Source organism: Desulfonatronum parangueonense (genome assembly GCF_054656975.1).
In genome coordinates this window covers 2,528,575-2,552,598 of record NZ_BAAHXH010000003.1, presented here as the reverse complement: position 1 = coordinate 2,552,598, position 24,024 = coordinate 2,528,575, and the positions used below count along the sequence as shown (strand labels likewise).

General features: G+C 55.5%; 24 protein-coding genes. 17 read left to right on the top strand and 7 right to left on the bottom strand.

Annotated elements, in window-relative coordinates:
• Positions 1–50 precede the first annotated feature (50 nt).
• Entirely contained in the window at positions 51–1,403 is a 1,353-nt protein-coding gene (locus tag ACYQ15_RS11715; RefSeq protein WP_459937695.1) for a TIGR04283 family arsenosugar biosynthesis glycosyltransferase, read from the bottom strand.
• 309 nt (positions 1,404–1,712) lie between these two features.
• On the opposite strand from ACYQ15_RS11715, the gene trxB reads away from it, so the two are divergent.
• The 8 genes from trxB (at position 1,713) to ACYQ15_RS11675 (ending at position 9,043) form a co-directional block, all read left to right on the top strand.
• Positions 1,713–2,666: a thioredoxin-disulfide reductase gene (trxB, locus tag ACYQ15_RS11710; RefSeq protein ID WP_459937694.1), complete on the top strand. Its 954-nt coding sequence runs from the start codon at positions 1,713–1,715 to the stop codon at positions 2,664–2,666.
• 155 nt (positions 2,667–2,821) lie between these two features.
• The gene (locus tag ACYQ15_RS11705) at positions 2,822–3,163 is read left to right on the top strand and encodes a PadR family transcriptional regulator (RefSeq protein ID WP_459937693.1); all 342 of its coding nucleotides are present in this window, start codon (positions 2,822–2,824) and stop codon (positions 3,161–3,163) included.
• The gene (gene chrA, locus ACYQ15_RS11700) at positions 3,160–4,371 is read left to right on the top strand and encodes a chromate efflux transporter (protein ID WP_459937692.1); all 1,212 of its coding nucleotides are present in this window, start codon (positions 3,160–3,162) and stop codon (positions 4,369–4,371) included. Before ACYQ15_RS11705 ends, chrA begins: the two co-directional genes overlap by 4 nt.
• 52 nt (positions 4,372–4,423) lie before the next feature.
• A complete protein-coding gene (locus ACYQ15_RS11695; protein WP_459937691.1) occupies positions 4,424–5,074 on the top strand; it encodes an ABC transporter ATP-binding protein in 651 nt (216 codons plus the stop codon).
• Positions 5,071–5,847, top strand: a complete 777-nt coding sequence (locus ACYQ15_RS11690) for an ABC transporter permease (protein WP_459937690.1) — start codon at positions 5,071–5,073, stop codon at positions 5,845–5,847. The genes ACYQ15_RS11695 and ACYQ15_RS11690 overlap by 4 nt, the downstream gene beginning before the upstream one ends.
• A 70-nt stretch (positions 5,848–5,917) precedes the next feature.
• A complete protein-coding gene (locus tag ACYQ15_RS11685; RefSeq protein WP_459937689.1) occupies positions 5,918–6,691 on the top strand; it encodes a sulfite exporter TauE/SafE family protein in 774 nt (257 codons plus the stop codon).
• A gap of 223 nt (positions 6,692–6,914) precedes the next feature.
• Positions 6,915–7,277 carry a response regulator gene (locus tag ACYQ15_RS11680; protein WP_459937688.1) on the top strand — a complete coding sequence of 121 codons (363 nt, stop codon included), beginning with the start codon at positions 6,915–6,917 and terminating at the stop codon, positions 7,275–7,277.
• Between the two features lie 389 nt (positions 7,278–7,666).
• Entirely contained in the window at positions 7,667–9,043 is a 1,377-nt protein-coding gene (locus ACYQ15_RS11675) for a histidine kinase dimerization/phosphoacceptor domain -containing protein (protein ID WP_459937687.1), read from the top strand.
• Between the two features lie 77 nt (positions 9,044–9,120).
• On the opposite strand, the gene ACYQ15_RS11670 is transcribed toward ACYQ15_RS11675, so the two are convergent.
• Positions 9,121–9,840, bottom strand: a complete 720-nt coding sequence (locus ACYQ15_RS11670; protein WP_459937686.1) for a heparan-alpha-glucosaminide N-acetyltransferase — start codon at positions 9,838–9,840, stop codon at positions 9,121–9,123.
• A gap of 30 nt (positions 9,841–9,870) precedes the next feature.
• Between ACYQ15_RS11670 and ACYQ15_RS11665 the strand changes: the two genes are divergently transcribed.
• The 9 genes from ACYQ15_RS11665 (at position 9,871) to ACYQ15_RS11625 (ending at position 16,840) form a co-directional block, all read left to right on the top strand.
• Positions 9,871–11,391, top strand: a complete 1,521-nt coding sequence (locus ACYQ15_RS11665; protein WP_459937685.1) for a hypothetical protein — start codon at positions 9,871–9,873, stop codon at positions 11,389–11,391.
• A 53-nt stretch (positions 11,392–11,444) separates the two neighbouring features.
• Entirely contained in the window at positions 11,445–11,882 is a 438-nt protein-coding gene (gene gspG / locus ACYQ15_RS11660; RefSeq protein ID WP_459937684.1) for a type II secretion system major pseudopilin GspG, read from the top strand.
• Positions 11,879–12,328, top strand: coding sequence for a prepilin-type N-terminal cleavage/methylation domain-containing protein (locus ACYQ15_RS11655; RefSeq protein ID WP_459937683.1), 450 nt, complete (start codon positions 11,879–11,881; stop codon positions 12,326–12,328). The genes gspG and ACYQ15_RS11655 overlap by 4 nt, the downstream gene beginning before the upstream one ends.
• Positions 12,325–12,663 carry a prepilin-type N-terminal cleavage/methylation domain-containing protein gene (locus ACYQ15_RS11650; RefSeq protein WP_459937682.1) on the top strand — a complete coding sequence of 113 codons (339 nt, stop codon included), beginning with the start codon at positions 12,325–12,327 and terminating at the stop codon, positions 12,661–12,663. Before ACYQ15_RS11655 ends, ACYQ15_RS11650 begins: the two co-directional genes overlap by 4 nt.
• Positions 12,660–13,298 (top strand): prepilin-type N-terminal cleavage/methylation domain-containing protein, encoded by a 639-nt coding sequence (locus ACYQ15_RS11645; protein WP_459937681.1) that lies wholly within the window; start codon positions 12,660–12,662, stop codon positions 13,296–13,298. Before ACYQ15_RS11650 ends, ACYQ15_RS11645 begins: the two co-directional genes overlap by 4 nt.
• Positions 13,243–14,289, top strand: a complete 1,047-nt coding sequence (locus ACYQ15_RS11640; RefSeq protein WP_459937680.1) for a hypothetical protein — start codon at positions 13,243–13,245, stop codon at positions 14,287–14,289. The genes ACYQ15_RS11645 and ACYQ15_RS11640 overlap by 56 nt, the downstream gene beginning before the upstream one ends.
• Before the next feature lie 68 nt (positions 14,290–14,357).
• On the top strand, positions 14,358–15,503 hold the full coding sequence (locus ACYQ15_RS11635; RefSeq protein WP_459937679.1) for a hypothetical protein: 1,146 nt from the start codon (positions 14,358–14,360) through the stop codon (positions 15,501–15,503).
• A 72-nt stretch (positions 15,504–15,575) separates the two neighbouring features.
• Positions 15,576–16,082, top strand: a complete 507-nt coding sequence (gspM, locus tag ACYQ15_RS11630) for a type II secretion system protein M (RefSeq protein WP_459937678.1) — start codon at positions 15,576–15,578, stop codon at positions 16,080–16,082.
• Positions 16,079–16,840: a hypothetical protein gene (locus tag ACYQ15_RS11625; protein WP_459937677.1), complete on the top strand. Its 762-nt coding sequence runs from the start codon at positions 16,079–16,081 to the stop codon at positions 16,838–16,840. The genes gspM and ACYQ15_RS11625 overlap by 4 nt, the downstream gene beginning before the upstream one ends.
• A 214-nt stretch (positions 16,841–17,054) precedes the next feature.
• On the opposite strand, the gene ACYQ15_RS11620 is transcribed toward ACYQ15_RS11625, so the two are convergent.
• From ACYQ15_RS11620 to ACYQ15_RS11600, 5 genes are all read right to left on the bottom strand, one after another.
• The gene (locus ACYQ15_RS11620; protein ID WP_459937676.1) at positions 17,055–18,314 is read right to left on the bottom strand and encodes an ammonium transporter; all 1,260 of its coding nucleotides are present in this window, start codon (positions 18,312–18,314) and stop codon (positions 17,055–17,057) included.
• Between the two features lie 63 nt (positions 18,315–18,377).
• The gene (locus tag ACYQ15_RS11615; RefSeq protein WP_459937675.1) at positions 18,378–18,716 is read right to left on the bottom strand and encodes a P-II family nitrogen regulator; all 339 of its coding nucleotides are present in this window, start codon (positions 18,714–18,716) and stop codon (positions 18,378–18,380) included.
• Positions 18,717–19,892: 1,176 nt separating this feature from the next.
• A complete protein-coding gene (locus ACYQ15_RS11610) occupies positions 19,893–21,287 on the bottom strand; it encodes a beta-barrel assembly-enhancing protease (RefSeq protein WP_459937674.1) in 1,395 nt (464 codons plus the stop codon).
• Positions 21,288–21,467: 180 nt separating this feature from the next.
• Positions 21,468–22,715, bottom strand: a complete 1,248-nt coding sequence (gene rho / locus ACYQ15_RS11605; protein WP_459937673.1) for a transcription termination factor Rho — start codon at positions 22,713–22,715, stop codon at positions 21,468–21,470.
• 781 nt (positions 22,716–23,496) lie between these two features.
• Positions 23,497–24,021 (bottom strand): CarD family transcriptional regulator, encoded by a 525-nt coding sequence (locus tag ACYQ15_RS11600; protein WP_459937672.1) that lies wholly within the window; start codon positions 24,019–24,021, stop codon positions 23,497–23,499.
• Positions 24,022–24,024: the final 3 nt, after the last annotated feature.

Here is a 24,024-nt window from a genome sequence, read left to right as displayed (position 1 = left end):
GTCTTGCTGAATGAATTACATTCGCCTTTGGTAAAGCAAAGTAAAAACGATTACTTACCCTCCCTCCGATAGAGCCTGGCCAAGACATGAACGGGCACGCCGCAGGCGAAGCCCAGGATCATGAGTTGATTGATCAGCGTGGTTCGCAGTAGGCCGAGGTTGCGCCAGCGGCGGGATGACGTCAGGACCGACTCCGGCAGCGTGACGATCCGGCCGCGGCGGCGGAGGCGGCGGACCAGTTCGAAGTCTTCCATGATGGGCTGGGATGTAAATCCGCCCAACTCCTGAAACACCCTCTTTTCCATGAACAGCCCCTGATCACCATAGGGGTATTGCCATGCCGAGGAGCGCAGGTTCGCCACACACTCGATCAGGCGCATGGCCGGACGCGGGCTGTCCGTGCGCAGACTGAATGCGCCGGCAATCACGGCCGGATCGTCCAGGGCTTGGCGGATCAAGCGGGTAAATCCGGCTGGCGGCAACGTGTCCGCGTGCAGGAAGAGCAGCAGGCGGCCCGAGGCGCGGGCGGCGCCGATGTTCTGTTGGGCCGCGCGGCCGGCTTGTGATTGCAGGACCAGCGCGCCGCGGCGGGCCGCGATTTCGCGCGTGGCATCCCGGCTGCCGCCGTCCACCACGATCACCTCGAGATTCTCGTCCTGGTCAGCGTTTTTGAAGACGTGTTCCAGAGTTCGGGGCAGGGACTGGGCTTCGTTGAGGCAGGGGATGATGACGGAAATCCTGCTTTGGCCCGTAAATGCGTCCGCGAACCGCGGATCATGGCGCAGGGCGTCCAGGTCCTCCGGCCTGTCCACGTCCTGCAGCTCGGGGAGGGTCGTAATTGTCAGTCCCAGTCGTTTCGCCGCGTCCATGGTTTGGGCGAAAACCGACGACGAGCCCCAGTCCATGTTCTGGAACAGCTCGGGATGCGGGCGGTGCATCCCGATGAGGTAGTAGCCCCCGTCCTCGGCCGGGCCGATGACCAGGTCGCTGCTTTCCAATGCGGACAGCGCCTGGTCCAGAATGGCCTTGTCCAGGCAGGGCACGTCCGTACCGATGACCAGCACCGGCCCCATGCCGGGGGTTGTTCGAAAGACCGCTTCCAGGCCATGATGCATTCGCCGGCCGAGATCATCCCCGTTCTGCTGAAGATACCGCAAATCATGGCCCAGCCAGGACCGGAACTTTTTGAGCGGCGCGCCCGTGAAGCCCACATGGATGTTGACGCCGCCGTTTCCGGCCAAGCCGCGGGCCACGGTCACGACATGCTCGGTCATGCGCCGGTGCAGCCGGGCCGCTGTTTCAGGCCCCAGGGCCGGGATGAGCCTGGTCTTGACCCGGCCCGGGACAGGATAGCGGGTGAAGATCAGAATATTGGCCGGGCTGGGCATGGTTGACGCGTCCATGATCCAATCCTAACGCAAAACATGAATCCGATAAACCAGATGACATGGCGAGCATGCCTCCGTTTCCCCGCAAGGCGATGCAACGGTCCGAGGAGCCGCAACAGGTGCACTGAAGACGCCCAGTGGACACGTTCAGAACTGGTTATAAGTTTAAGGGGATGGTCCTGCCCCTTTCCAGGAACGTCCCAACCCTTGAAGCTGGGCCATTTCATCATTGACAATCCTTCGATCCGGTCACCCGGCAAAAGGAATTAGATTGCCGCGGTGACCGGTTTCCATAACGTCAGTCACACCCTGGAGGAAAGCGAAATGACGACCCGAACCCTGGACCTGATCATCATCGGCGGCGGCCCCGGTGGCCTGACTGCAGGCATCTATTCCCAACGTGCGGCCCTGCAAACGGTTCTCGTGGAGAAAGGCGTACCCGGTGGACAACTGAACAATACGGACATCGTGGAAAACTGGCCGGGTACCGAGTCCATCTCCGGTGCGGATCTGGCCGCGGCCATGACCAGCCACGCCAAGTCCTGCGGCCTGGAAATCCTGGCCCGGGAAGTGGTGGAGCTCGAACCGGGGCTGGAAGAACATATCGTGCGCCTGGACAACGGCGACGAACTGTACGCTCCGGCCGTGATCCTGGCCTGCGGGGGGCAGCCCCGCCGGCTGGGCATACCCGGCGAGCTTGAAAATTACGGCAAGGGTGTTTCCTACTGCGCGGTGTGCGACGGTTTCTTCTTTCGGAACAAGCGCGTGGTGGTGATCGGCGGCGGGGACACCGCGTTGGAGGATGCACTGTTTCTTTCCAAGGTTGCATCCAGCGTTCATCTCGTGCATCGCCGGAACGCCTTTCGCGGCGGCATGATTCTGCAAAAACGTGTTCTGGCCGAACCGAAAATCCAGGTGGTCTGGGACAGCGTGGTCACGGCCCTGCACGCCGACGCTTCCGGCGTGCATGCGGTGGACATCCGCAATGTCAAAACCGATGAGGAACAAGTCCTGCCCGCGGATGGCGTGTTCATCTTCATCGGTTTTGAGTCCGACAACCGCCTCGTGCCCGCCGGGATGAAGATGAATCCTCAAGGGTTCGTTGTCACCGACGAGAAATGCGAATCGAGCATCAGCGGCATCTTCGTCATCGGCGATCTGCGGGAAAAGTTCATCAAACAGATCGTCACCGCCGCGGCAGAAGGATGCATCGCGGCCCAGGCCGTGGCTCATTTCGTTGAGGAAAAAATGGGAAAGGCGGCTTCCTGCGCGGTGTGACGTCTCTTGCGCAGCCGCACAACCGAATGCGCGATTGATGTGTTTCTTCCTCCGGGTCAGATTCAGTGAATGTGGCGCCAATTTCCGGTTGTGATCTTGCCAAAGCGGACGAGGAATATTACTATCGAATTTCGATAACGAAGATGGAGGTATTCGTGGAACATGATTTGATGCAGGAGCATCATGACCTGCTCTCCGGCCTGGTTCGGCTGCATGTGCTGCATCATGCCGCGCTCCAGGAAATCTACGGCCAGTGGATGATCGAGGAGCTGGCCGAACATGGATATCGGCTGAGCCCGGGAACCCTCTATCCAATGCTGCATGCCATGGAACGCAAGGGATACCTAGTCTCCCGCAAGGAGCAGGACGGGCGGGTGTGGCGGAAATATTACCGGATCACGGAGAAAGGCCTGGAAGGTCTGGCTGTGGCCAAACGCCATCTCGGGGAATTGATCAAGGAAACAATGGACCGGAATCCACAGGGGGATCCGATATGATGTCCGAATCGAACAAAGCGCACAGGGTCTGGGAGGTTTTCAAGGCTTTTCTAGGCATGGGGCTGACGTCCTTCGGCGGGCCAATCGCCCATCTCGGGTATTTTCGTACGGAGTTCGTGGCTCGTCGAAAATGGCTGGATGAAAAAAGCTATGCCGATCTGGTGGCCATGTGCCAGTTTCTGCCCGGCCCGGCCAGCAGCCAGGTGGGATTCGCCCTGGGGCTGATGCGGGGCGGGCCTTTGGGCGCTGCCGCGGCCTGGGCCGCATTCACCCTGCCGTCGGCCCTCATCTTGATCCTGTTCGCGTATGGCGCCTCCTTCATGGAAGGACCGGCGGGCGCGGGCGTCATTCACGGCCTGAAGGTCGTCGCGGTGGCCATTGTCGCGCATGCGGTATGGGGCATGGCCAAGAACCTCTGTCCGGACCGGGAGCGGGCCACCATCGCACTGGGCGCGGTCCTGATCGTCCTGCTGACCGGGGGTGCGCTGGGGCAGATCTCGGCGATCATTGTCGGAGCCCTTGCCGGGTTGTGGATCTGCAGGGGGCAGAGCGACTACTGCGTCAGCCGTGCACATTTTCCTGTTTCACGTCTGGCCGGGTTCATCGCCGCGGGGATCTTCGCGATCCTGCTGTTCGGATTGCCCCTCCTGGTCATTGCCACGACCTCCCAGGGGCTGGCGCTTTTTGAATCCTTTTTCAGGGCCGGAGCTTTGGTGTTCGGGGGCGGCCATGTTGTCCTGCCGCTTCTGGAAGCCGGGCTTGTCCAGCCTGGGTGGGTCACTCCGGACGAGTTTCTGGCGGGATATGGCGCGGCGCAAGCCGTTCCCGGACCGTTGTTCACCTTTGCGGCCTATCTCGGCGTTGTGGTGGATCCGTCTCCGAACGGAATACTCGGCGCCGTCATCGCCCTGATCGGGATTTTCGCTCCGGGTTTTCTGCTGCTGGTGGCTGTTTTGCCGTTCTGGAACACCTTTTGTCGATCAGAAGGAGCACAGGCTCTGATGCGCGGAGCCAACGCCGCTGTGGTCGGCATTCTGGGAGCGGCCCTGTACCACCCGGTCTGGACGAGCGCCATTCTTGGCTCCTACGAATTTGCCCTGGCCCTGACCTGTTTCGTGCTTTTAGAGAAATGGAAGGTTCCTTCATGGGCCGTGGTGGTTGTCGCCGGGCTGGGCGGGTTGAGCATCAGTCTCCTCGGACAGGCTTAAAAAGCAAGTCAACAGGATAGGAAACAGCAAACGAAGAATGCGGGAGATGAATGTGAAGCCATTGTTTGAATTCTTGGACGTGAAGTACCTCGACGTGCTGGATCTGCCCAGTCTGCGCATCGACGAAGGACGGATCACGGCCCTGGTCGGCGCCAGCGGCAGCGGCAAGACCACGGTTTTGCGCATGCTCAACAAGATGATTTCGCCCACCAGCGGCCGGATTCTGTACCAGGGGCGGGATCTCACGCAGGAGAACTCGGTGACCCATCGCCGGGACGTGGTCATGCTGTCCCAGACCCCGGCGCTGTTCGGGGCGACGGTTCGGGAGAACCTTGTGGCCGGGCTGCGCTTTCAGGAGCGGGAGGAGCCGGAAGACCAGGTGCTCACGCATATGCTGGAACAGGTCCGGCTGGCCAAGGCGTTGCAGGAGCCCGCGGACAAGCTGTCCGGCGGAGAACGCCAGAGGCTGGCTTTGGCTCGGGTGCTGCTCATGAAGCCGCGGGTCTATCTGCTGGATGAACCGTCCTCGGCCCTGGACGAGGAGACCGCGCAGCTGATCTTCGAGATGCTCACGAGCCATGCCCGGAACGACGGCAAAACCATTGTCATGGTCACCCATTCCAAGGCCGCGGCGCGGGACCATGCAAACGTGATCATCGAAATGTCCGGCGGCAGATGCCTGAACAGGGGGTGCGAGGCATGAATGATATTATCGATCTGACCATCTTTCAGGTCGCCCTGGCGTATGTCTTTATCCTGATCGTGCTGGCCATTGTCCGCATCCGGGGCATCCGACGCGAAAAGGAGATCGTGATCTCTTCCCTGCGCATGACATTGCAGCTCGTGCTGGTCGGGTACATCCTCGTCTACGTCTTTGCCAATCCCAGTCCGATCATTACCGCTGCGATCGTGGTGGTGATGACGGCCTTCGCGATCCACACTGTCTTTCGAAAGTTCCGGGCCGTGTTGACCGCACCCATGCGCCGGGTCGTGGCCTTTTCCATTTGTTTCGGCACGCTCTCCTGCATCGCCTATTTCCTGCTGGTGGTGGTGCGCATCACGCCATGGTATGATCCGCAATATTTCGTGCCCATCGCCGGGATGATCATCGGCAACTCCATGACCGGAATTTCCCTGGGCGTGAAATCCCTGCTGGACGGCATGACTGCGCGCAGGCATCTGGTGGAGGAGGCCCTGATTCTCGGCGCAACGCCCAAGGCGGCCACCAGGGAGATCGTCAATAGCAGCTTCGATTCGGCCATCATGCCCACCATCAATTCCATGATCGGCATGGGCATCGTCTTTCTGCCGGGCATGATGACCGGGCAGATTCTCTCGGGTACGGACCCCACCACGGCCATCGCCTATCAGATCGCCATCATGCTCGGCATCCTCGGGGCAGTGGCGCTTTCGATCATCACCATGCTCCAGCTGGGCTATCGGACGTTTTTCAACACGGAAGATCAACTGCGCTGATTATAGCAAGATTTTAACCGCAGATTACGCAGATTGGCGCAGATTTAAATTTGGAATGATAGGGGGATTCGTGGATATTCTCATCGTCTGCATCGCGGCCTTGATTGCCGCGGCTTTGACCTTGTTTTCCGGTTTCGGCATGGGTACGCTGCTCATGCCGGTTTTCGCGATCTTTTTCCCGGTGCCCGTGGCCGTGGCCCAGACTGCGGTGGTGCACCTGCTGAACAACATCTTCAAGGCCGCCATGTTCGGACGCAACGCGGACAAGGGCGTGCTCCTGCGTTTCGGAGCCCCGGCCTTGATCACAAGCTTTCTCGGGGCCTGGGTGCTGCTCTCCCTGGCCGAGGCATCGCCTTTGTTCTCCTACACCCTGGGTGGCCGGGAATTCCATGTCCAGCCGGCCAAGCTGACCATCGCCATACTCATGGCCGGTTTTGCCGTTCTCGAAATCTGGCCCTGGTTCCAGAAATTGTCCTTTGGCCGCAAGTACCTGCCCCTGGGCGGCATGCTCAGCGGCTTCTTCGGCGGCCTGTCCGGCCATCAGGGCGCCATGCGCAGCGCCTTCCTGATCAAGAGCGGACTGAGCAAGGAGGCTTTCATCGGCACCGGAGTCATGCTGGCCGTAATTGTGGATATTTCCAGGATGACCGTCTATGCGGGCATGCTCGCTTCCGCCGATTTTCTGAACAATCCGGAAACAGTGATTGCCGCCACTTTTGCCGCTTTTGTGGGCACATTTCTGGGCGCGCGTTTGGTCAAGAAGGTGACCATCAAGTTCCTGCAGGCGATCGTATCCGTGATGCTGTTCATCGTGGCCGTGGGACTGGGTTCCGGCTTGCTGTAAATGAACGAAAAACACACCCTTTTTGATCCCCTGGTATCACACAAGGGGATCACTTTTTTTTGTTTGTTCCTGTTGCCTTGACGTAAGTGAAGGCAATCTTACATCTGACGTTTCGTCAATAAATTTGCCGCTGCCGCTTCTTGGGAAACCTGAATCAATTATCTTAAAATGAACCGCTTTCAGGTGAGCGTGAAGACCGCGGATCAACGCCTGGAGCTTAAACTTGACGAATCCAAAACGGATTTTAATCACTGAAGACGACGGATTACTCGCCATGGCCCTGGAAAGCCTGCTGATCAATCTGGGGCATGTCGTTGTAAAAGCCGTCGCCACGGGTGAAGATGCCATTGCCGCGGTCAAGGATACGCAGCCTGAGCTGGTACTCATGGATATCAATCTGGCTGGGAGAATGAATGGAGTTACCGCTGCCGAGCATATCCGAACCTTTTCCGACATCCCCATCGTCTATTTGACCGCGCATTCAGAAGAAGCGATCGTTCGAGAGGCGAAAAAAACAAACCCGCATGGTTTCCTGCTCAAGCCTATACTGAAAAAGCAACTCAAAGCTTGTTTAGATAGTTTGTAAGCCTGTTCACCTGATCGGTTCTTTCGGCCGATTTGCCTCCTTTACTCCCGCAAAATCCCTTCAATGCCCATTGTTGAACCTTTACAATAATGTTAAAGGGTTTTCTTTGACGTTGGGCAAGCGAGAAACCACTGCCATCCAATCTCACAACAGACGGGATGCCAACAATAACGGCGTCCTGCTTTTTCGTTGAACAGATGAAGTTGATCAAAAGTAGATGCCTGTATTTCCTCAAAAATCGGCCAAGCCCGAGCGCATGGCGAAAAGTTACGCCGAATGTCTTGAGGAGATTTCAGTAGCGTGCGAGTGACTTTATGCAAAATGAATTATCACATGACCGCGCGGATCAAAGTGAACAGACGATGCATCAGCAAGATGAGAAACGGAAGTTGAAATGGATTTTTGTGTTCTTTGCAGGATTCTGGACAATTCTCGTCATTCTGCTGGTGGAAGTGAACTACCGCCATGCCCATTCCACATCCGTTCAAATGGTGAATGCCAGTGCCCGGGACATGTATATCCGGGATTCCGTATATCGCCGGTGGGCAGCTGCTCAGGGCGGCTTCTACGTGCCCATCACACCTGAAATGCCTCCAAATCCTTACCTTGAACATATTCCGGACAGAGATTTCACCACACCCTCCGGAAAAATGTTGACTCTGGTAAACCCTGCCTACATGACTCGTCAGGTCCATGAAATGGGACAGAAGGAATACGGCCTGCGCGTCAAGATCACCAGCCTCAATCCTCTCAGGCCGGAGAATGAGCCGGATGAATGGGAGGCAAAGGCTTTGTCGGATCTTGAGGAAGGTGCTCCAGAGGTATTTTCTCTCGACACACAAAACAATGAGCCTCATTATCGTTTCATGAAGCCCATGGTTGCGGAAGAGGGATGTTTAAAGTGCCATGCGGAACAAGGTTTTGTACTCGGCGATGTTCACGGAGGAATCAGTGTGTCTGTTCCTTGGGAGCCTTTCAGAAATAGTCTGCGCGCACTCCAACGCACGGACTTGTTTGCGTATGGCGCAATCTGGGCCTTTGGCTTTCTGGGGCTCGTGATTGCCCGGCAACGCATCCATCTTCATCTTTCCGAACGTCGGCAGGCGGAAGATTCGCTGAGGGCGTCTCTCAAGGAAAAAGAGATGTTGCTTCGCGAAGTGCATCACCGGGTGAAGAACAATCTGGCGGTTGTTTCCGCCTTGTTGAACATGCAGCGCCAGACCGTGGAGGATCCGGTCGGCGCTGCGGCATTGAAGGATCTGGATGGACGGATCAAGACCATCGCCCTGGTTCACGAGCGGCTCTATCGCAAGGGGAATCTGGCGGAAATCGATTTTCAGGATTATCTGGATTCACTGCTGAGGGAAATTCACGCTTCCATCGGCCTCAATGACGACATCCGCTGCGTCGCCAAGGCCCACGGCATTATCCTGGGAATCGACGTCGCCGTGCCCTGCGGCATGATTGTCAACGAACTGGTGACCAATGCATTCAAGCATGCATTTCGCGACCAAACGTTCCGCGGCGATTCTCGGACAAAGGAAATCAGCGTCTCCATGCAGGAGGACGACAAGGGCTGCGTGCTCGTCATTGCCGACAATGGCATGGGAATGCCCGGAGAAATTGATCTTCAGTCAACAGGTTCGTATGGTTTGCGGATCGCCAGGATGATCGCGACGCACCAGCTGCGTGGCAGCATTGACCTGGATCGGTCAAATGGCGCTCGTTTCGTCATCACCTTTGATTTCAGCCAAAAAGAAGCCTAGATTTGGCTTTGCAACAGGAAAACCGAGCATAGCACCGTTGGGGCTTCTTTTCGAGTTGATCGGCTCATAAAACGGGATCAGCGCAGAATAATGTACAGGATGCCCATGAACAGGGGCTGGTGGAGCAGGTAGACGGCTAGGCTGTTACGGCCCAGCCAGGAAACGGGTGCCAGGACAGAAGGCAACCTGGAAACGCTCTGGATTGACAACCGGCCTTGCGCAATCATTTTTCCGAGTGGAATGCCCAACAGCAGAACACCGAACCACGGCAGCACCGGGACGTAATCTTCCGTGAATGGCTTGTGCGTCATCATGCCCAGCCAGTGCAGCCAGGGATGGTTGAATACCGGGTGTTCGAGAAATAGTCCCGCAAGCAGGAAGAGCAGGGCAAAAAGCAGGTTCATTGCGTGGAAACGCAAGAAAAACAGTGCTAACATTCTGCCGACAAAGATGAAGTGCAGGATTCCGAAAACAACCCAGGTTGCGGGGAACAGCAGGTACGTGCTCAGGGAAACCATGGCTGCCGCTGCTCCCAGGATTGCCTGTCTGCGGACGAAACGCCACGGCTTGAGGCCGTTGCGGGTGGACAGGGCCAGGCTGACGCCCACGGCCAGCACGAAACCGCTTACAATGACCGCGCGAAAAATCAGCCAGAATGGATCAGACTGAAAATTGAAGCGTACAATGCCGAAATACTGCAGGTCAAAACAGAAATGGTAGACCAGCATGAGCAGCACTGCGCTGCCGCGGAACATGTCCAGGAGGGATATCCGGGATGGTGTTGAATCGGCGGGCATAGTAATTGAAAGATCATGTTTGAGGCACGCATGACACTTACCCGGATTTTCCGGAATAGCAAACAGGGGATTTGGCTCCTGGCAGTCCTTACGCTGCTGGCCGTCGTCCAGGGTTGCGCTCCCGTCAGACAGGTCGCCACGCCTGCTCCCATCCATGTTCTCACCGAAGCTGCGCCTTTCGGCGCGACCATGACGCTGGAGGAACTGATCCGGCAAACTCTTGCCCATCAGTATCCTTCACCTGGAATCGATTTTCCCGTACCCGAAAAGACCGGCCGGTACTTCATCGAACTGGCTCACGAGCCGGTGATGCTGCAACTCGCAGCCGGGGTAACGACGTTTCAGGCTGGTCCGCGAGCCGAAGCCGCCCCGCGAACCGGTAATCCCACTGCCGTTGGTTTGGCCGCCGGTCTGCAAAATGGAGACATTCGCATCTGGAGTTCCTGGCCATGCCCGTTATTGACCTTGCCCAGGGAAACACCGGTTTCACTGCTGGCCTGGGACGGATCGGGGCCGTATCTTGGCGCCGTGGGAGAGATTTCCAAAGATGAACTGCATATCTTTGATCTGCGACACTGCGCCCATGTGGCGACTGTTTCCAGTGAACGTGCGCTCCGTGCCGCGGCCCTGTCCTCTTCGCTGACCTGGGTCGCATTGGTGGATGCGGGCCGGCGACTGCATGCCGGGTCACCAGAGAAACCGCTTGAATATCTGGGTACCCTGCGCTACCCGCCCCTGGCCGTGCAGTTCAGTCCGCGGGAAGGTCTTCTCCAAATCGTTGATCAGGCCGGGTGGCTGCTGATCTGGACCTTGCCGGGCCTTGACCTGCTGGACCAAAAACGTATTCCGGGTGGTCCCTTTGAAGCCGCGATGTTTCATGACGGACGCCTTGCTTTGCGCGTTGTGGAAAGAGACGAGGATTTTCAACAACTGTCCGAATTTCCGCCCGGTGAGCGAACCGTTGTCTGGGACGTTCCGGAAGGGCGCATGTTTTCCGGGGATGTATTCACGGATTCGCAATCCGTCGATTCCGATGGTCCATTCATCCTGCTGGAACAACTCGATCTGGAATCGGGAATCCTGATCTTTCGCACACAGGACGAGCACTGGCTGCGCAAGCTGCATTTTGGCTCACCACAAATGGAAGTTCAAGTCGCACCTGATGCGGGCTTGCTGCGAATCCGCGACATCGACCATGTTCACCGCTGGTATTCGTTGCGGGATGGGTCGCTCACAGCACCCCCCGAACCCGCGCCCGCTGAATTGCGGCCGCTCCCGGTGGATGTCGACGCAACAGTTCGCTGGCGCGGTCAGGAATACGTTTTTGCCGATCCGGTGCTGGCTCGTGACGGATACCTGCTCCTGGCCCGGCATGTTCCAGACAAACGCTTCTTCCTGTGGTGGGTGGCCATGGAATCGGACTTCACAGGTTCGCTTCCCGGAAACGGGCTTCTCCCGATCCGGGAGAGCCTGCGCCCGGATTTGCCTCCGCGTTGGATTTCACTTCCAGGCAGTCATACAGTTCCACGCCTGGGATCCGGCTCTCCTTGATCTTGCGGCCTTGCTGCTCAGACACATTACCGACCTCAGCATGGAGGAGATTGATGAAACATAGTCCAGGCTTCAGCCTGATCGAACTGATGATCGTTGTGGTCATTCTTGGATTGATGGCCACGCTGCTGGTACCCCGAATCATGGATCGTCCGGAGGAAGCCAGGGTGGCCAAGGCCCGCATGGACATCCGGACCCTGGAATCCGCCTTGCGTCTTTACCGCTTGGACAACGGGGTCTATCCGACCACGGAGCAGGGGCTGGCCGCATTGATCACGAAACCGGAAAGAGGCGCCCCGCCCTGGAACTATCGCCCGGGTGGGTATCTGGAAGCCTCTTCCGTACCCCGGGACCCTTGGGGCAATGAATACCGATACCGATCTCCGGGACAGCAGGGCCGGGATTATGAAATTACCAGTCTGGGGTCCGACGGCAAGGAGGGCGGTACCGGCTTTGCCAGAGACATCAACAGTTGGGAACTGGACGAGTGACGACCGCGAGGCGCAACTGTAACGCAACCCGGCAGACAGGCCTGACCCTGATAGAACTGCTTATAGTGTTGCTCATCGTGAGCCTGGGCTGGTTCACCCTGCTGCCCAGACTTGATCCCACGGCCCCCCGCCGTGCAGACGCTCCCTTGCACGAGTTGAACGTTTTTCTGGATCAGGTTCGCCATGCGGCATTTTTTTCAGGACGATTTCAGGAGGTCCGCCTGGATCATGTCCAGGGGCGCTTTGTTTGGAACGAGGCCTCGCACCGCATGCATCAGCCGGTAACCCGCTGCACCATCAACGCGGCGCCTTGTCCGCGTACGGAGGCATTGCTGCGCATCTATCCCGCGGGCTATATGGATCCTCTGGTTCTTGTATTCGCCAACGGTGAACAATGGCGGACCAGCGAACTTGACGTGCGGTTGCTGGCTTCGGAGCGTCAATGAAACTCACCCAGCCACAAAATAGTGCCGCGGGATTTTCCCTGGTGGAGGTTCTGGTAGCCCTGGTCGTGGCCGCGACCATGGCTTCAGGCCTGCTCGCACTCCAGCATCACGGCCTGAACCAGGCCAGGGAAGCCGACCTGCTCTGGGACCACCTGGGTATGGCCCAGGAAGCGCTCATGGGCGTGGAATTGGCCCGTGCCGAAACACAGACCATGCCGAACTGGCACGTCGGCCTGACGCCTGCCGCGCCGGAGCGGCCCACACCCTGGTTTTTTCTGATCACCCGCACTGCCGGGCGTGAAATGAACTGGTCCTGGCCCTCTGGCGCACCATGATTTTCAAGTCCCTGCCCCTTGATTCCATGCCCCCTCGGCGCTTTGGCCTGCACCGGCTCCCAGAGGTCAGGGCAAGTCGCGGCTGTGGGGTTTTCGGCTTCACCCTTCTGGAAGTTCTTGTCGCTCTTGCCGCCGCCGGTCTGCTTGTGACCATGGTTGCTTCTGTTCTCATGCGCGGAGCCGTGGCATCGTCGGCTCTGGAGCAGGCGGCGGAGGCGCAGCGCGCGCGAGGCGTGCTGCATCGACTGCTGAGCATGGACCTGCGCTATGTTCTTCCGGATACGGAAATCACCTTCACGGAGCACGGTTTTTCACTGGAAACAGGACATAACCATCTTCTCCCCGGCCCCATGCCGATGACGGTAACCTGGTTGTTCTCAAACCAGGGCCTGCGACGCGACGAGGAACAACTGGATCTGACATATGTCCGATCAAAGGTCATCATGCCGGAGATGGAGAGCTGGGCTCTTGCGCTTTACGATTTAAGTGAATCCAGATGGATCGATCTGCGGTCATGGCTGCGTGCCGGAGACAGGCCGTCTCCGGCAGGCATGCGGCTGGATTTGCAGGCTCCCGGGCATGCCCCCTGGCGGTTCGTTTTCCGTCTGCCACTGCACCATGAACCCGCGCTCTAGAGACGACAATCCGCGAGCCTTGCAGCCGCAGGGGGCCATTCTGGTTCTGGTCCTGGCGACCTTGCTTCTTTTCAGTACGCTTGTTCTTCAGGTCACCCAGCGCGCCGCTCATGTCGTCGAAGATCACGTTTTTCTGGTCCAAACGCTTCAGGCGGAACTGCAGGCCGAAGCGGCCCTGACAAAGGCCCTCGGATTGCTTGGGCAGGTCAATGCGGCAGGTTCAGGCCACGCCGGACGACCTGAATTGTTGACCTGGCAGGAAGACGGCATCCGGATCATGGTCATGCCGGTCAATGCAAAGTTGAACCTGAATGCTTTGCATCCACCAAGTCTTCACCCCCAGGGCATGCAACGCCTGCATGACGCCTTGTCCCGAATTCTGCGTGACGCGGCTCTTGAAGCGGAGGTTCAGGACATCCTGCTCTGGCTTGGCCTGGGATACGATCCGGACAAGCCGGGGTCCGAACGTTGGGCGGACATGCCCTATGCCGATGTTCAGCCGAACTATCGCCCCAGAAAGGGAGCCATGGAGCGGCCGGAGGAGCTGCTGCTGGTACGTGGATTCAACAGGCTTGATCCGGATTGGGTGCGGGACCGGTTCACGGTGTGGGGCCGGGACGGCCGGGTCAACCTCAACTTTGCCGCGTCCGACGTCCTGCTGGCTGTGGCACCGGAACTGGAAGCCTACTGGCCGGCTATTGACCGGCACCGGACAGAGCGGGGATTCAGGAGCACCGACGAACTGATGTCCCAAATCAGGCTGCCCATGGACCTTTATCAGCGTGTGCTGCCCCTTCTTGCCCTGGAATCGGACATTCTCGAGATCTCTGTTGAGGTCCGTCAACCTGCATGGTATGAATTGCACCGCGTGATCGTGGAACATTCCACCATCCTGGTGGAAACTCCGCCCCGCATCCTTGCCAGGGACATCCTGGAATCCAGACCTCTGGACATTGCTCCGAGAAGAGACGTCCAAACTGGAACGATGTGACCGGCGGCTCGGTCTTTGGATCACCAACTTGCGACACTGAATTTCACGGTTTGAACGGCGAGCTGAATTTGCCTCCAGTCCTTTCTTCCAACACTCCTTTTTATCTGGTCCGGTTCATCAATGACGTTCCCGTTTGGGAACATTTTGACGGACAGGCCCTCCATCCCGCGCAACCGGCCCGCTCGACGCGGACCATGCCGATTCTGGTCCTGCTGCCGGATCGTTTCTTTTTCTTTTTCCAGCCGGACATTGCCGATCATGCCGGAAGTCATCGTCAGCTGACCGCTGCCGCCAAGTTGCAGATCGAGCAATTGTTTCCGGCCGCCCCTTCTTCGAGCAACGGCTCCGGGATTCTGTCTGATGCCGAAAAAAAACATTTTCTGGGGTATTTTCATCATCCTGCATTGGAGGCTTTTACCCGCCGCCATCATGACACGATTCGAAAGGCCAATGCCGTAACCACGCCACTTTTTCTGGCCTGGAACGCCGGTTTTCTCCACGGCGTCCGGGACTGGGTATGGGAAAATCCGGAAGAGAAGACATTTGCGTTCCTGCGGGGCAATGTCCTGAATTGTTTCCATGGCGATGAGACGGAACTGCGGGAAAGACTCGCTGTTCCGCCATTGGACGGCAAAAATGCCTCCGCCGCATCCGCACCCAGGCGATGGCAATTCAACGACCTGCTTCATGTTGCTCCCGTTGTCGGCTGGTCGACCCTGCGCCTTCCGTTGCCGACGGAGAACGGCAACAGGGCCGATTTACGCAAACTCGCGGGATTTTGTATCGCGGCGGCGCTTCTTGGCGGGCTTTTTTCTTTCGGCCAGGCATTGCGACTTTCAACACAGATGTCGCAACTCTCGCACCTGGAGCAGGCGACGAACATCTTGTATGCCGAAGTACTTGCCCCTCCTCTCGGCGACGACCCGTTCGGACGCCTGCTTTTCCGCCTCAGCCAGCTTCAGGGCTCTGACCGGACGGGTCCAGACCCCTTGTCCATGCTCGGAGTTCTTAGCTCTTCAGCTCCTCCAGGCTTCCACGTGGAAAGCTTCTCCATGGGACCGAACACCGGAACCGTCAGGGCAAGATTAGCGGATTACGAACAGCTGGAGGCCCTGCTTCGTGCCCTGGAGGGCCAGGGGAACCTGCGGTTTGACCTGGACCAGGCTTCCAGTCTGGAGGCCGGTATTCTCGTGACGCTGCGAATCAGTTATTGAACTGCGGCGGATCAGAAGAGGTGAGTACGACTGCCCCGCATCACTATCAGTAGATATTTCAAAGCAGGAAGCATGTTTGCATCGACGATTCAACAAGTGACATACTGGCGGGATTGGCCACCGGAGCGGCAACGCGGTGCGCTTTATCTGCTGATGACGCTCAGTGTATTGATCTTTTTTTTCCTCTGGATCTGGCTGCATGCCTGGACCATGCGTACTGAGGAACAAGGTCAAATGGCACTGGAGCGTCATGCGCGGGTTCTGGAAATGGTTCAGGAAATTCGCGGCTTGGAGCGAGAGCACGGCCGACCGCTGGCCGACATGCCTGTACTGGTCGCCGTGCGGCAGGTCAGCAGGGACATTGGTCTGGAGGACAAGCTCATTTCGGTCAGGCCGGCTTTGCAAGCCACTGGCCGAGACGGAGTCCAGCTCTACTACGAGCGATTGAATCTGCCGGATCTGCTCGCGCTCCTGGAGGCCCTGGGCCATGGTGCCGGGCTGCGAACCTCAACCTTGACCTTTAACCGGCGCATGGACAATCCGTCCCTGGCCGATCTGCAATTGGTACTTTTCCGATGACCTCCGAAAAATCAACGCAAGCCGCCGCTGACGCGGTCAGTGCGGAACCCGGTTTTTTCAAACGCCTGGGAGTAACCGGGACCATATTCTTTATCGGGTTGCTCCTTGGTCTGCTTTTTTTTCTGTCCCGCGAGATCCTTTGGAGTCAGGTGCTCAGGAACACTCTTGGGAATCTGCCCCAGACGACCTGGTCCTGGCAGACAGTTGGCGCCCGTGGCTTGACGCATATAACGTACGGCGGATTCGACATGATGATGAATCAGAACCGCCTCTATTTTTCTGAGTTGACGATCAATCTGGGAACATCCAGACCGGTGACCCTGGAAGCCTCCACCGGTCCGGTGCTGTTTGCCGGACTCGGATGGGACAGGAACTTAAATCTTTCCGGAGCAGTGAATATTCAACAGATGCTTCCGGAGTTGCGGGTTCAAGGTATTCTGGAAACGGAAGGCTTTCTGCAATGGCGAACCTGGAATGAACCGCCTTACCAGGGCGAACTCCAGATCCATGCCCCCGGACTGCTGGTGCTCGCTCCGGGAATCATGACCATCAACCTGCAAGGTCATGCTTTCCTTGATGGCAATCATCTGCGCCTGACCTCCATCCGGGCCGACGGCCCCATTGCCCTTGTCGCGGAGGCGGAAGCCTTCCTGGACTGGGACAACCTTAAAAATTCCACCTACACCATTTCCGGCACCCTGCTCGGACTTGGCAACATGCCGTTCTCCGCTTCAGGACGGCTGGGCAGCATCTGGTAAGAATCAGGAGACGGACAGTTTCAGCCCAATTGACGATAATACCGGACTGAAACACTGCCATGCACTCATGGCGCGAAGTGTCTTCCCCAGCCATGTCGACTGGGTAAAAGTCCGTCTTTGGCAATACTCTGTGACGCCCAGTTGTTTCAGGCCAACAAAAAACGGCCGGGCCGCAATAAGCAGCCCGGCCGGTTGTTTGGAATTCAGTGGTTGTTTATTTGCTGGCTAATCTGGAGCCGGTGAATTCCGGATAGGCCTCCAATCCACATTCGGCCACATCCATGCCCTGGTATTCCATCTCCTCATCCACCCGGATTCCGATGGTCAGCTTGAGGACCAACCACAACAGCAGGCTGGCAATAAAGACAAATCCGAAAATGCAGACGATCCCGGCAAGCTGTCCGAAGAAGGTAGCATCATTATTGGACAAGAGAACCGCCAGCAATCCCCAGATACCGACAACGCCGTGAACGGAAATGGCGCCCACAGGGTCGTCAATGCGCAACTTGTCCAGGGCGACGATGGAAAACACCACAATCACGCCGCCGACAGCACCAATGAAGACTGCCAGGATCATGGACGGTGTATCAGGACCAGCGGTGATAGCCACGAGTCCAGCCAAGGCCCCGTTCAAACCCATCGTCAAATCCGCTTTGCCGAACATCAGCTGAGCCGTGATCAATCCAGCCACCACTCCGGCGGCAGCCGCAAGGTTGGTGTTGGCAAAGACCATGGCGACGGCATTGGCTGATTCCACATCAGATACTTTCAGCTCAGAGCCGCCGTTGAATCCGAACCATCCCATCCACAAGATGAAGGTTCCCAGGGTGGCCAATGGCATGTTGGCGCCTGGAATGGGATTGATCTGACCATCAGGACCGTATTTCCCTTTTCTGGCTCCCAGCAGAAGCACTGCCGCCAAAGCCGCTGATGCCCCGGCCATATGCACGATGCCTGACCCAGCATAGTCGGAGTAGCCAAGTTCATCCAAAAATCCGCCGCCCCAACTCCAGTATCCCTGAATTGGATAAATGAAGCCGGTCAGAACGATGGCGAAAATAAAGAACGACCACAATTTCATCCGTTCGGCCACGGCGCCGGAGATGATGGACATGGCTGTGGCGACGAAGACAACCTGGAAAAAGAAGTCCGCGATATTTGAATAATACGGTGCGTCCTCCCCGCCACCGAGAACATCCGCCACGGTATTGTCGCCACCTACCAGAAATCCGATTCCGGGGATGATGGAACTGTTGGAATCTCCGTACATGATGTTGTAGCCCACGATCAGATACATTATGCAGGCGATGGAATACAGGCCAATATTTTTCGTCAGAATTTCAACTGTATTTTTTGAGCGAACCAAGCCTGATTCAAGCATTGTGAACCCGGCGGCCATCCACATGACCAGCATTCCGGACATGAGAAAATAAAATGTATCCAGAGCATAACTAATTTCAAGCAACTGTTCCACGACGCTGTTCCTCCATAAGATGGTGACGTTGGATTACGTTTTCTTTACCAGTAGCGGACTCTGCTAAAGTGCTTCAGGTCCGCTTTCGCTTGTCCGGATGCGCACGCATTTTTCCAAATTGTAGACAAATATTTTGCCGTCACCGATTTTTCCCGTATATGCAGCGGACTGAATAACCTGCACGACCTTGTCTTCCATATCGTCAGCTATCGCCGCTTCCAGTTTCAGCTTTGGTCTGAAGTCGACAACATATTCAGCGCCGCGATAGACTTCCGTGTGCCCTTTCTGTCTTCCAAAGCCTCTGACCTCCGTCACCGTCAGTCCCTGAACACCCGCTTCCATCAATGCTGTGCGCACGTCATCCAGCTTGAACGGCTTGATTATCGCAGTAATCATTTTCATTAATTGTGCCTCCTTTTGGGTTGTTGTTGAGTTTGAATTAGAAAAATCAGGTGTTTCTCCAGTATCTCACCATATTGCAAATCCTGGAAATTGTGGATTCACAAGATGATCTTGTACGTGAAATCTTTGCAGTAGCACCTGTGGATCCCTTCGATCATTGATAAGTTGCATGAGAAATCTCCTCCCGGCTTGAATTGGTGTTGAACAGTACAAAGCAAGTGTTGCGCCATTCAAGATAAAATGTTGGAATTAAAGAACTAAATTAGTCCGCACCATTTCGGCTTACATATTTTTTTTCAAAAATGTAAATATATGTCAGTAAAAAAATGCCATTTTAAATAAAAATTACATTTATGAAACATAGTGTTTTTTAATTTGGAGCAAGGTGTTGTGCTCATGAATCGTATTTTTGTCATGAGTGAACAAGCTCCATCAGCAACTGGCTAATAATGATCGTGTGGGGATGATTCGGAAAAAAGGAGAGAGCGAAGTGAGTGGAGGGGTGAGGGGGGAGGGGGGAGGAGACTGGTTGGGACTGGCGGAGGTTTGAAGTTCTCCGCCTTGGGAAAGACTTGGAGGCAAACGCGGAATTCAGGACTTGCTGACAATTGTCGCGAAGTGCTCAACTGTTCCGGCTTGGGAAATCATCAGGCAAATACACGGCAAGCTCGAATAAGGGGGGATGGATGCCGGCATGGGGCGGTATGACTGTAACTACTCAATAACTCCGGGCAGTGAACCATAGAAAAAACACCTGGACCCCGGCCTGCGCCGGGGTGACGACCGAGAGAACTCGCTTTCGAGGTACTCCACTCCGTCATACCGGCGCAGGCCGGTATCCAGGCAGCACGGATCCGCGGTGGTTGGTTGCCCTGCCTTATTGAGCAGTTACGTATGACTCTGGGAGGCATCGAGCAAGAACGTCATTCCGGCAAAAGCCGGGATCCAGCGCTGATGAACGATCATGCACCGTAAGTGCTGAGGAGTTACTTCATCGGTAACATTCAGCATAAGCTGCCGTTGCCCAGTTCAGCTCGCTGTCGGTATCGCTATCGGGATCGGTATCGGGATCGTGATCGCAAGCAAAGCCGTGCGGAAGGAGCCTCAACGTTCTCGAAACCGATTTCAACCCCAATTGCCGGAGGTAGATCACATAACGTGTGCTGAGGAGTTACATCATCGAAGCAGTTCTTCGCGTTCCTTGAAAGTTTCGCGAATTTTTTTCAGTTCGGATTGTTGCTCGGTTGAACGGGCATGTTCTTCAGCGCGAGTCATATGGAAGCCAGCCTGTTTTTTGTCACCGGAATAGATGGCAGCATAGGCGAGATGAGTGTGTGCGGTAAAAAGCTGTCCGGTCTGACCCAAGACACGGCCCAGAAGAGCATGGACAGATGCTTGTTCCGGCAGGTGCTTCAAAATTCGCTCCAGGAGTTTGATTGCCTCATCATCCTGGTTCAGGGCAATCTGAAGCCGGGCATAGTGAAAAAGGGCCATCAAATCCCGGGGGTTGCGCAAAACTGCTTCCTGAAGCCTGCGACCTGACTCAGCAAAATTTCCTTGTCGCAGAAAAAAAACTCCGGCCTCGCGCAAGGTAAGTGGATCGTGTGGAGAACATGCCAAGGCCTTCTCGAAAGCAGCCTGGGCTTGGGCTATTTTGTTGACGCGGTTCAGGGCAATGGCAAGTCCAAGGTCATCCAGGCAGGATCCAAGCTCTTGTCCTTGAAAAAAAGCCAAGGCCTGGTCCGGTTCGGTGTACCTGGCCATGACCAGCATTCGGGCACGCTGATAATTATCGTTATTTTCTTCACGTTCCCGGATGTGGGCCGGTAAACGGTCCACCCTGTCCCTCATGGAAGAAATCCGTTCGTCGATCCCTGGATGGGTACTCAGATACAAAGGAGCGGAACCACCCAGCCAGCGCAGCTTACGGATCGCCTCAAATGACTGAACCATGCCCTGGGGCCGAAAACCCGATGCGACAAGATAGTTCATGCCGACTTGATCGGCCTCACGCTCGTCTTCCCTACTGTAGGAGAGCATGGCGCTCTGTCCTGCGGCAACCGAGCCGTAAAGCAAGGCGGACTGGGCATCGCCGCCCAGAAAGACGCTGGCCAGGACGCCAAGCAGCGTAGCCAGATTGACAAGCTGCGCCTTTTCAATGCGACTGGCGATATGCCGTTGCGATACGTGGGCCAACTCATGGGCCACCACCCCGGCAAACTCAGATTCGTTCTCCAGGTGCTGCAAAAGCCCGGTATGCACGAAAATATGTCCGCCAGGCCCGGCAAAAGCATTCAGCGCGCCATGACGAATCACTCCAATCTGAATAGGAAATGGTTGCGGCGGCATCTCCTGCTTCAGGCGCTCCAGAATACCTTGAACATATTCCAGAATTTCCGGATCTTCCACCATGGGCATGCGGGAACGGATCAGGATGTTGAATTTCCTGCCGAGTTCGACTTCATCGGAAATGGTAAACCGGCCCAGAGAGAGCTGCGCTTTTGCGGGTGAGGGAAAAAGAATGGTGAAGATCAGGAACGTGAGTGCCAGCGTGAGGAAAAATTTTCGCAAAAATAGAAATTGCGAAAATTTTTTGAAAGGCTGGCGCTCATTACGTGGCAGGCGGCAAGTGGCGTAGAAGAGTTGCCAAAAACGATCTTGTTTCGTCATCTCCAGTTTATAGTGACTGCGGGACAATAGGCAAGCAGGACTCATTTCAGGAGCACCAAAAGCCCGCACCTCGCCTATCCGCTACTTGTTCATCATATCAAGAAATTCACGGTTGGCTTTTGTCCCCCGCATCTTGCCCAAAAGAAAATCCATGGAATCATGCGAATTCATCGAAGACAATATTTTGCGCATTATCCAGACCCTGTTCAATACGTCCTCGTCAAGAAGAAGCTCTTCCTTGCGTGTACCGGAACGATTGATGTCAATCGCGGGATAGAGTCGCTTGTCCGCCAGGTGTCTGTCGAGGTAGATCTCCATGTTGCCGGTACCCTTGAACTCTTCAAAAATGACTTCATCCATCCGGGACCCCGTATCAATCAGCGCCGTGGCAATAATGCTCAGACTTCCGCCCTGTTCAATATTCCGGGCTGCGCCGAAGAAGCGCTTGGGACGCTGAAGAGCGTTGGCGTCCAGTCCGCCGGAAAGAACCCGGCCCGAAGACGGTGTAACCGTATTATAGGCGCGACCAAGTCGGGTTATGCTGTCAAGGAGAATAACCACGTCGTACTTGCGTTCCACAAGGCGTTTAGCCTTCTCCAGCACCATTTCCGCAACCTGGACGTGGCGCGTCGGGGGTTCATCAAAGGTGGAACTGACAACTTCGGCATTGACGGTCCGCGCCATGTCCGTAACCTCTTCCGGACGTTCATCGATGAGTAAAACAATCAGGTATACGTTGGGGTGATTGGCATTGATCGAGTTGGCAATGGTCTGCAAAAGCACGGTTTTACCGGTGCGGGGAGGAGCAACGATCAATCCGCGTTGTCCCATGCCGATGGGGGTCAACAAGTCAATAATCCTGGAAGAATAGTTTTCCTTGCCATTCTCTATGACAAAGCGCTTGTCCGGATAAATCGGTGTAAGATTGTCAAACAGGACAAGTTGTTTGGATTTTTCCGGAGGGGCGAAACCGATTTCCTTGACCTTGAGAAGCGCGAAATAACGTTCCCCATCCTTGGGCGGCCGGATCTGTCCGGAAATGACGTCTCCGGTTCGCAAGCCGAAACGTCGTATCTGTGACGGAGATATGTAAATGTCGTCAGGTCCAGGCATGTAGCTGTACATCTGAGATCTGAGAAAGCCAAATCCATCCGGAAGAATCTCGAGCACTCCTTCTCCGAAAATGGATCCATTCTGTGAGGCGCATGCCTGAAGCAATGCAAAAATGAGTTCCTGCTTGCGGAGGTTGCTTGGATTTTCCACCTTGAACTGGTTTGCCAGTTCCGTCAGTTCATACATGGATTTGGTTTTCAATTCAGACAGATTCATAGTGCGTACCTTCGGTCTTTTCTCCTAAGATTGTTAAAGGAAAGGTGTCTGTTCAGCGATTCTGATCCAGCACGGCAACTGGCTTGGCGTGTAAGATCTGCTCCTGTATAAAGAGCAGGATGAATTGTGTACGATGCAGTCCACGTGAACACTGATACCGTATTCAATGGTATTGCTTCAAGAATGTTAGTCGTCAGGAGGTTACGTGGTCGTGAATGTCATCAGAAAAAGCGAGCCTAAAGAAGTGAATTTGATATGAGGCGTCGTGACATTATAAGATACACTGTATCTTGACATGCATGATTTGTTGACTGTCGTCAACATATTCAATCGAAAGGGAGCGTTTGCCAAGGAGATTAACGACAGTCAGACTTGAATCATGCAAGGTATATTAATGGATATTGCAGGTTCGCAACAAGGAATCGGAGGATGCTTCAAGATTTTGAAGGTAAAGTTGTTTCATATATGGAAATGTTAGAAAAGACAAGGAAAAGAGATAAATTCTCGTATAGGATTACACCGAGTCAATACATGAGATAACATAACCGGTGAAACGTAACTGTTCAGCAAATTCAGATACAAATGAGTCGGCAGCGTCGGCCTTCACCGGCATGACTGACGTGAAAACAGGTTCTTCACTAAATTATTCCAGGGATTGCCGGAACCAGTGCGGATTTATGATCAAACGGATGATATGCTGAGTAGTTGCGAACAAACATAAAGGAGAAACGGGCGTTTGTTCAAGGCGTAACAGATAAGCCGGAATATCCCTCACAAAAAACTACTCCGCAACACTTTCCTCTTCAGCTGGCTTGAAAATGTCATCAAAAAAAGAATAAATTCTGGTCCGTATATCCGCGGGAGTACTTGAAAGACAAAATGCAAGTTCAGTCGTGATAAGATGCAATGCCTGTTCCAGAAGGCGTCTTTCGCCAAAAGATAGCTCTTTGTCTTTACCGATGAGGATCAATTCCTTGAGGACATAAGCGACATCCTGAAGGTTTTCACTTTTCAGCTTTTCGGAGTATTCTCGATACCGTCTATTCCAGTTTTGGCCGGTATATCCGGTAAAGTCAGACCGATCCTGGATGTATTCCAGCATGGCCTCGCCCTGGTCAGGCGTGCAAAGAGGCCGCAGTCCGACATTGTTCGCATTTTGAACCGGCACCATGACCATCACGTTGTTATTCAGAATGCGGATAACGTAGAGATTAGTCTGGCATCCACCGATGTCCTGGCTTTCGACCTTCTCGATCTTTCCAACACCTTGTGCCGGATAAACAACTAAATCATTAACCGAGAACACATT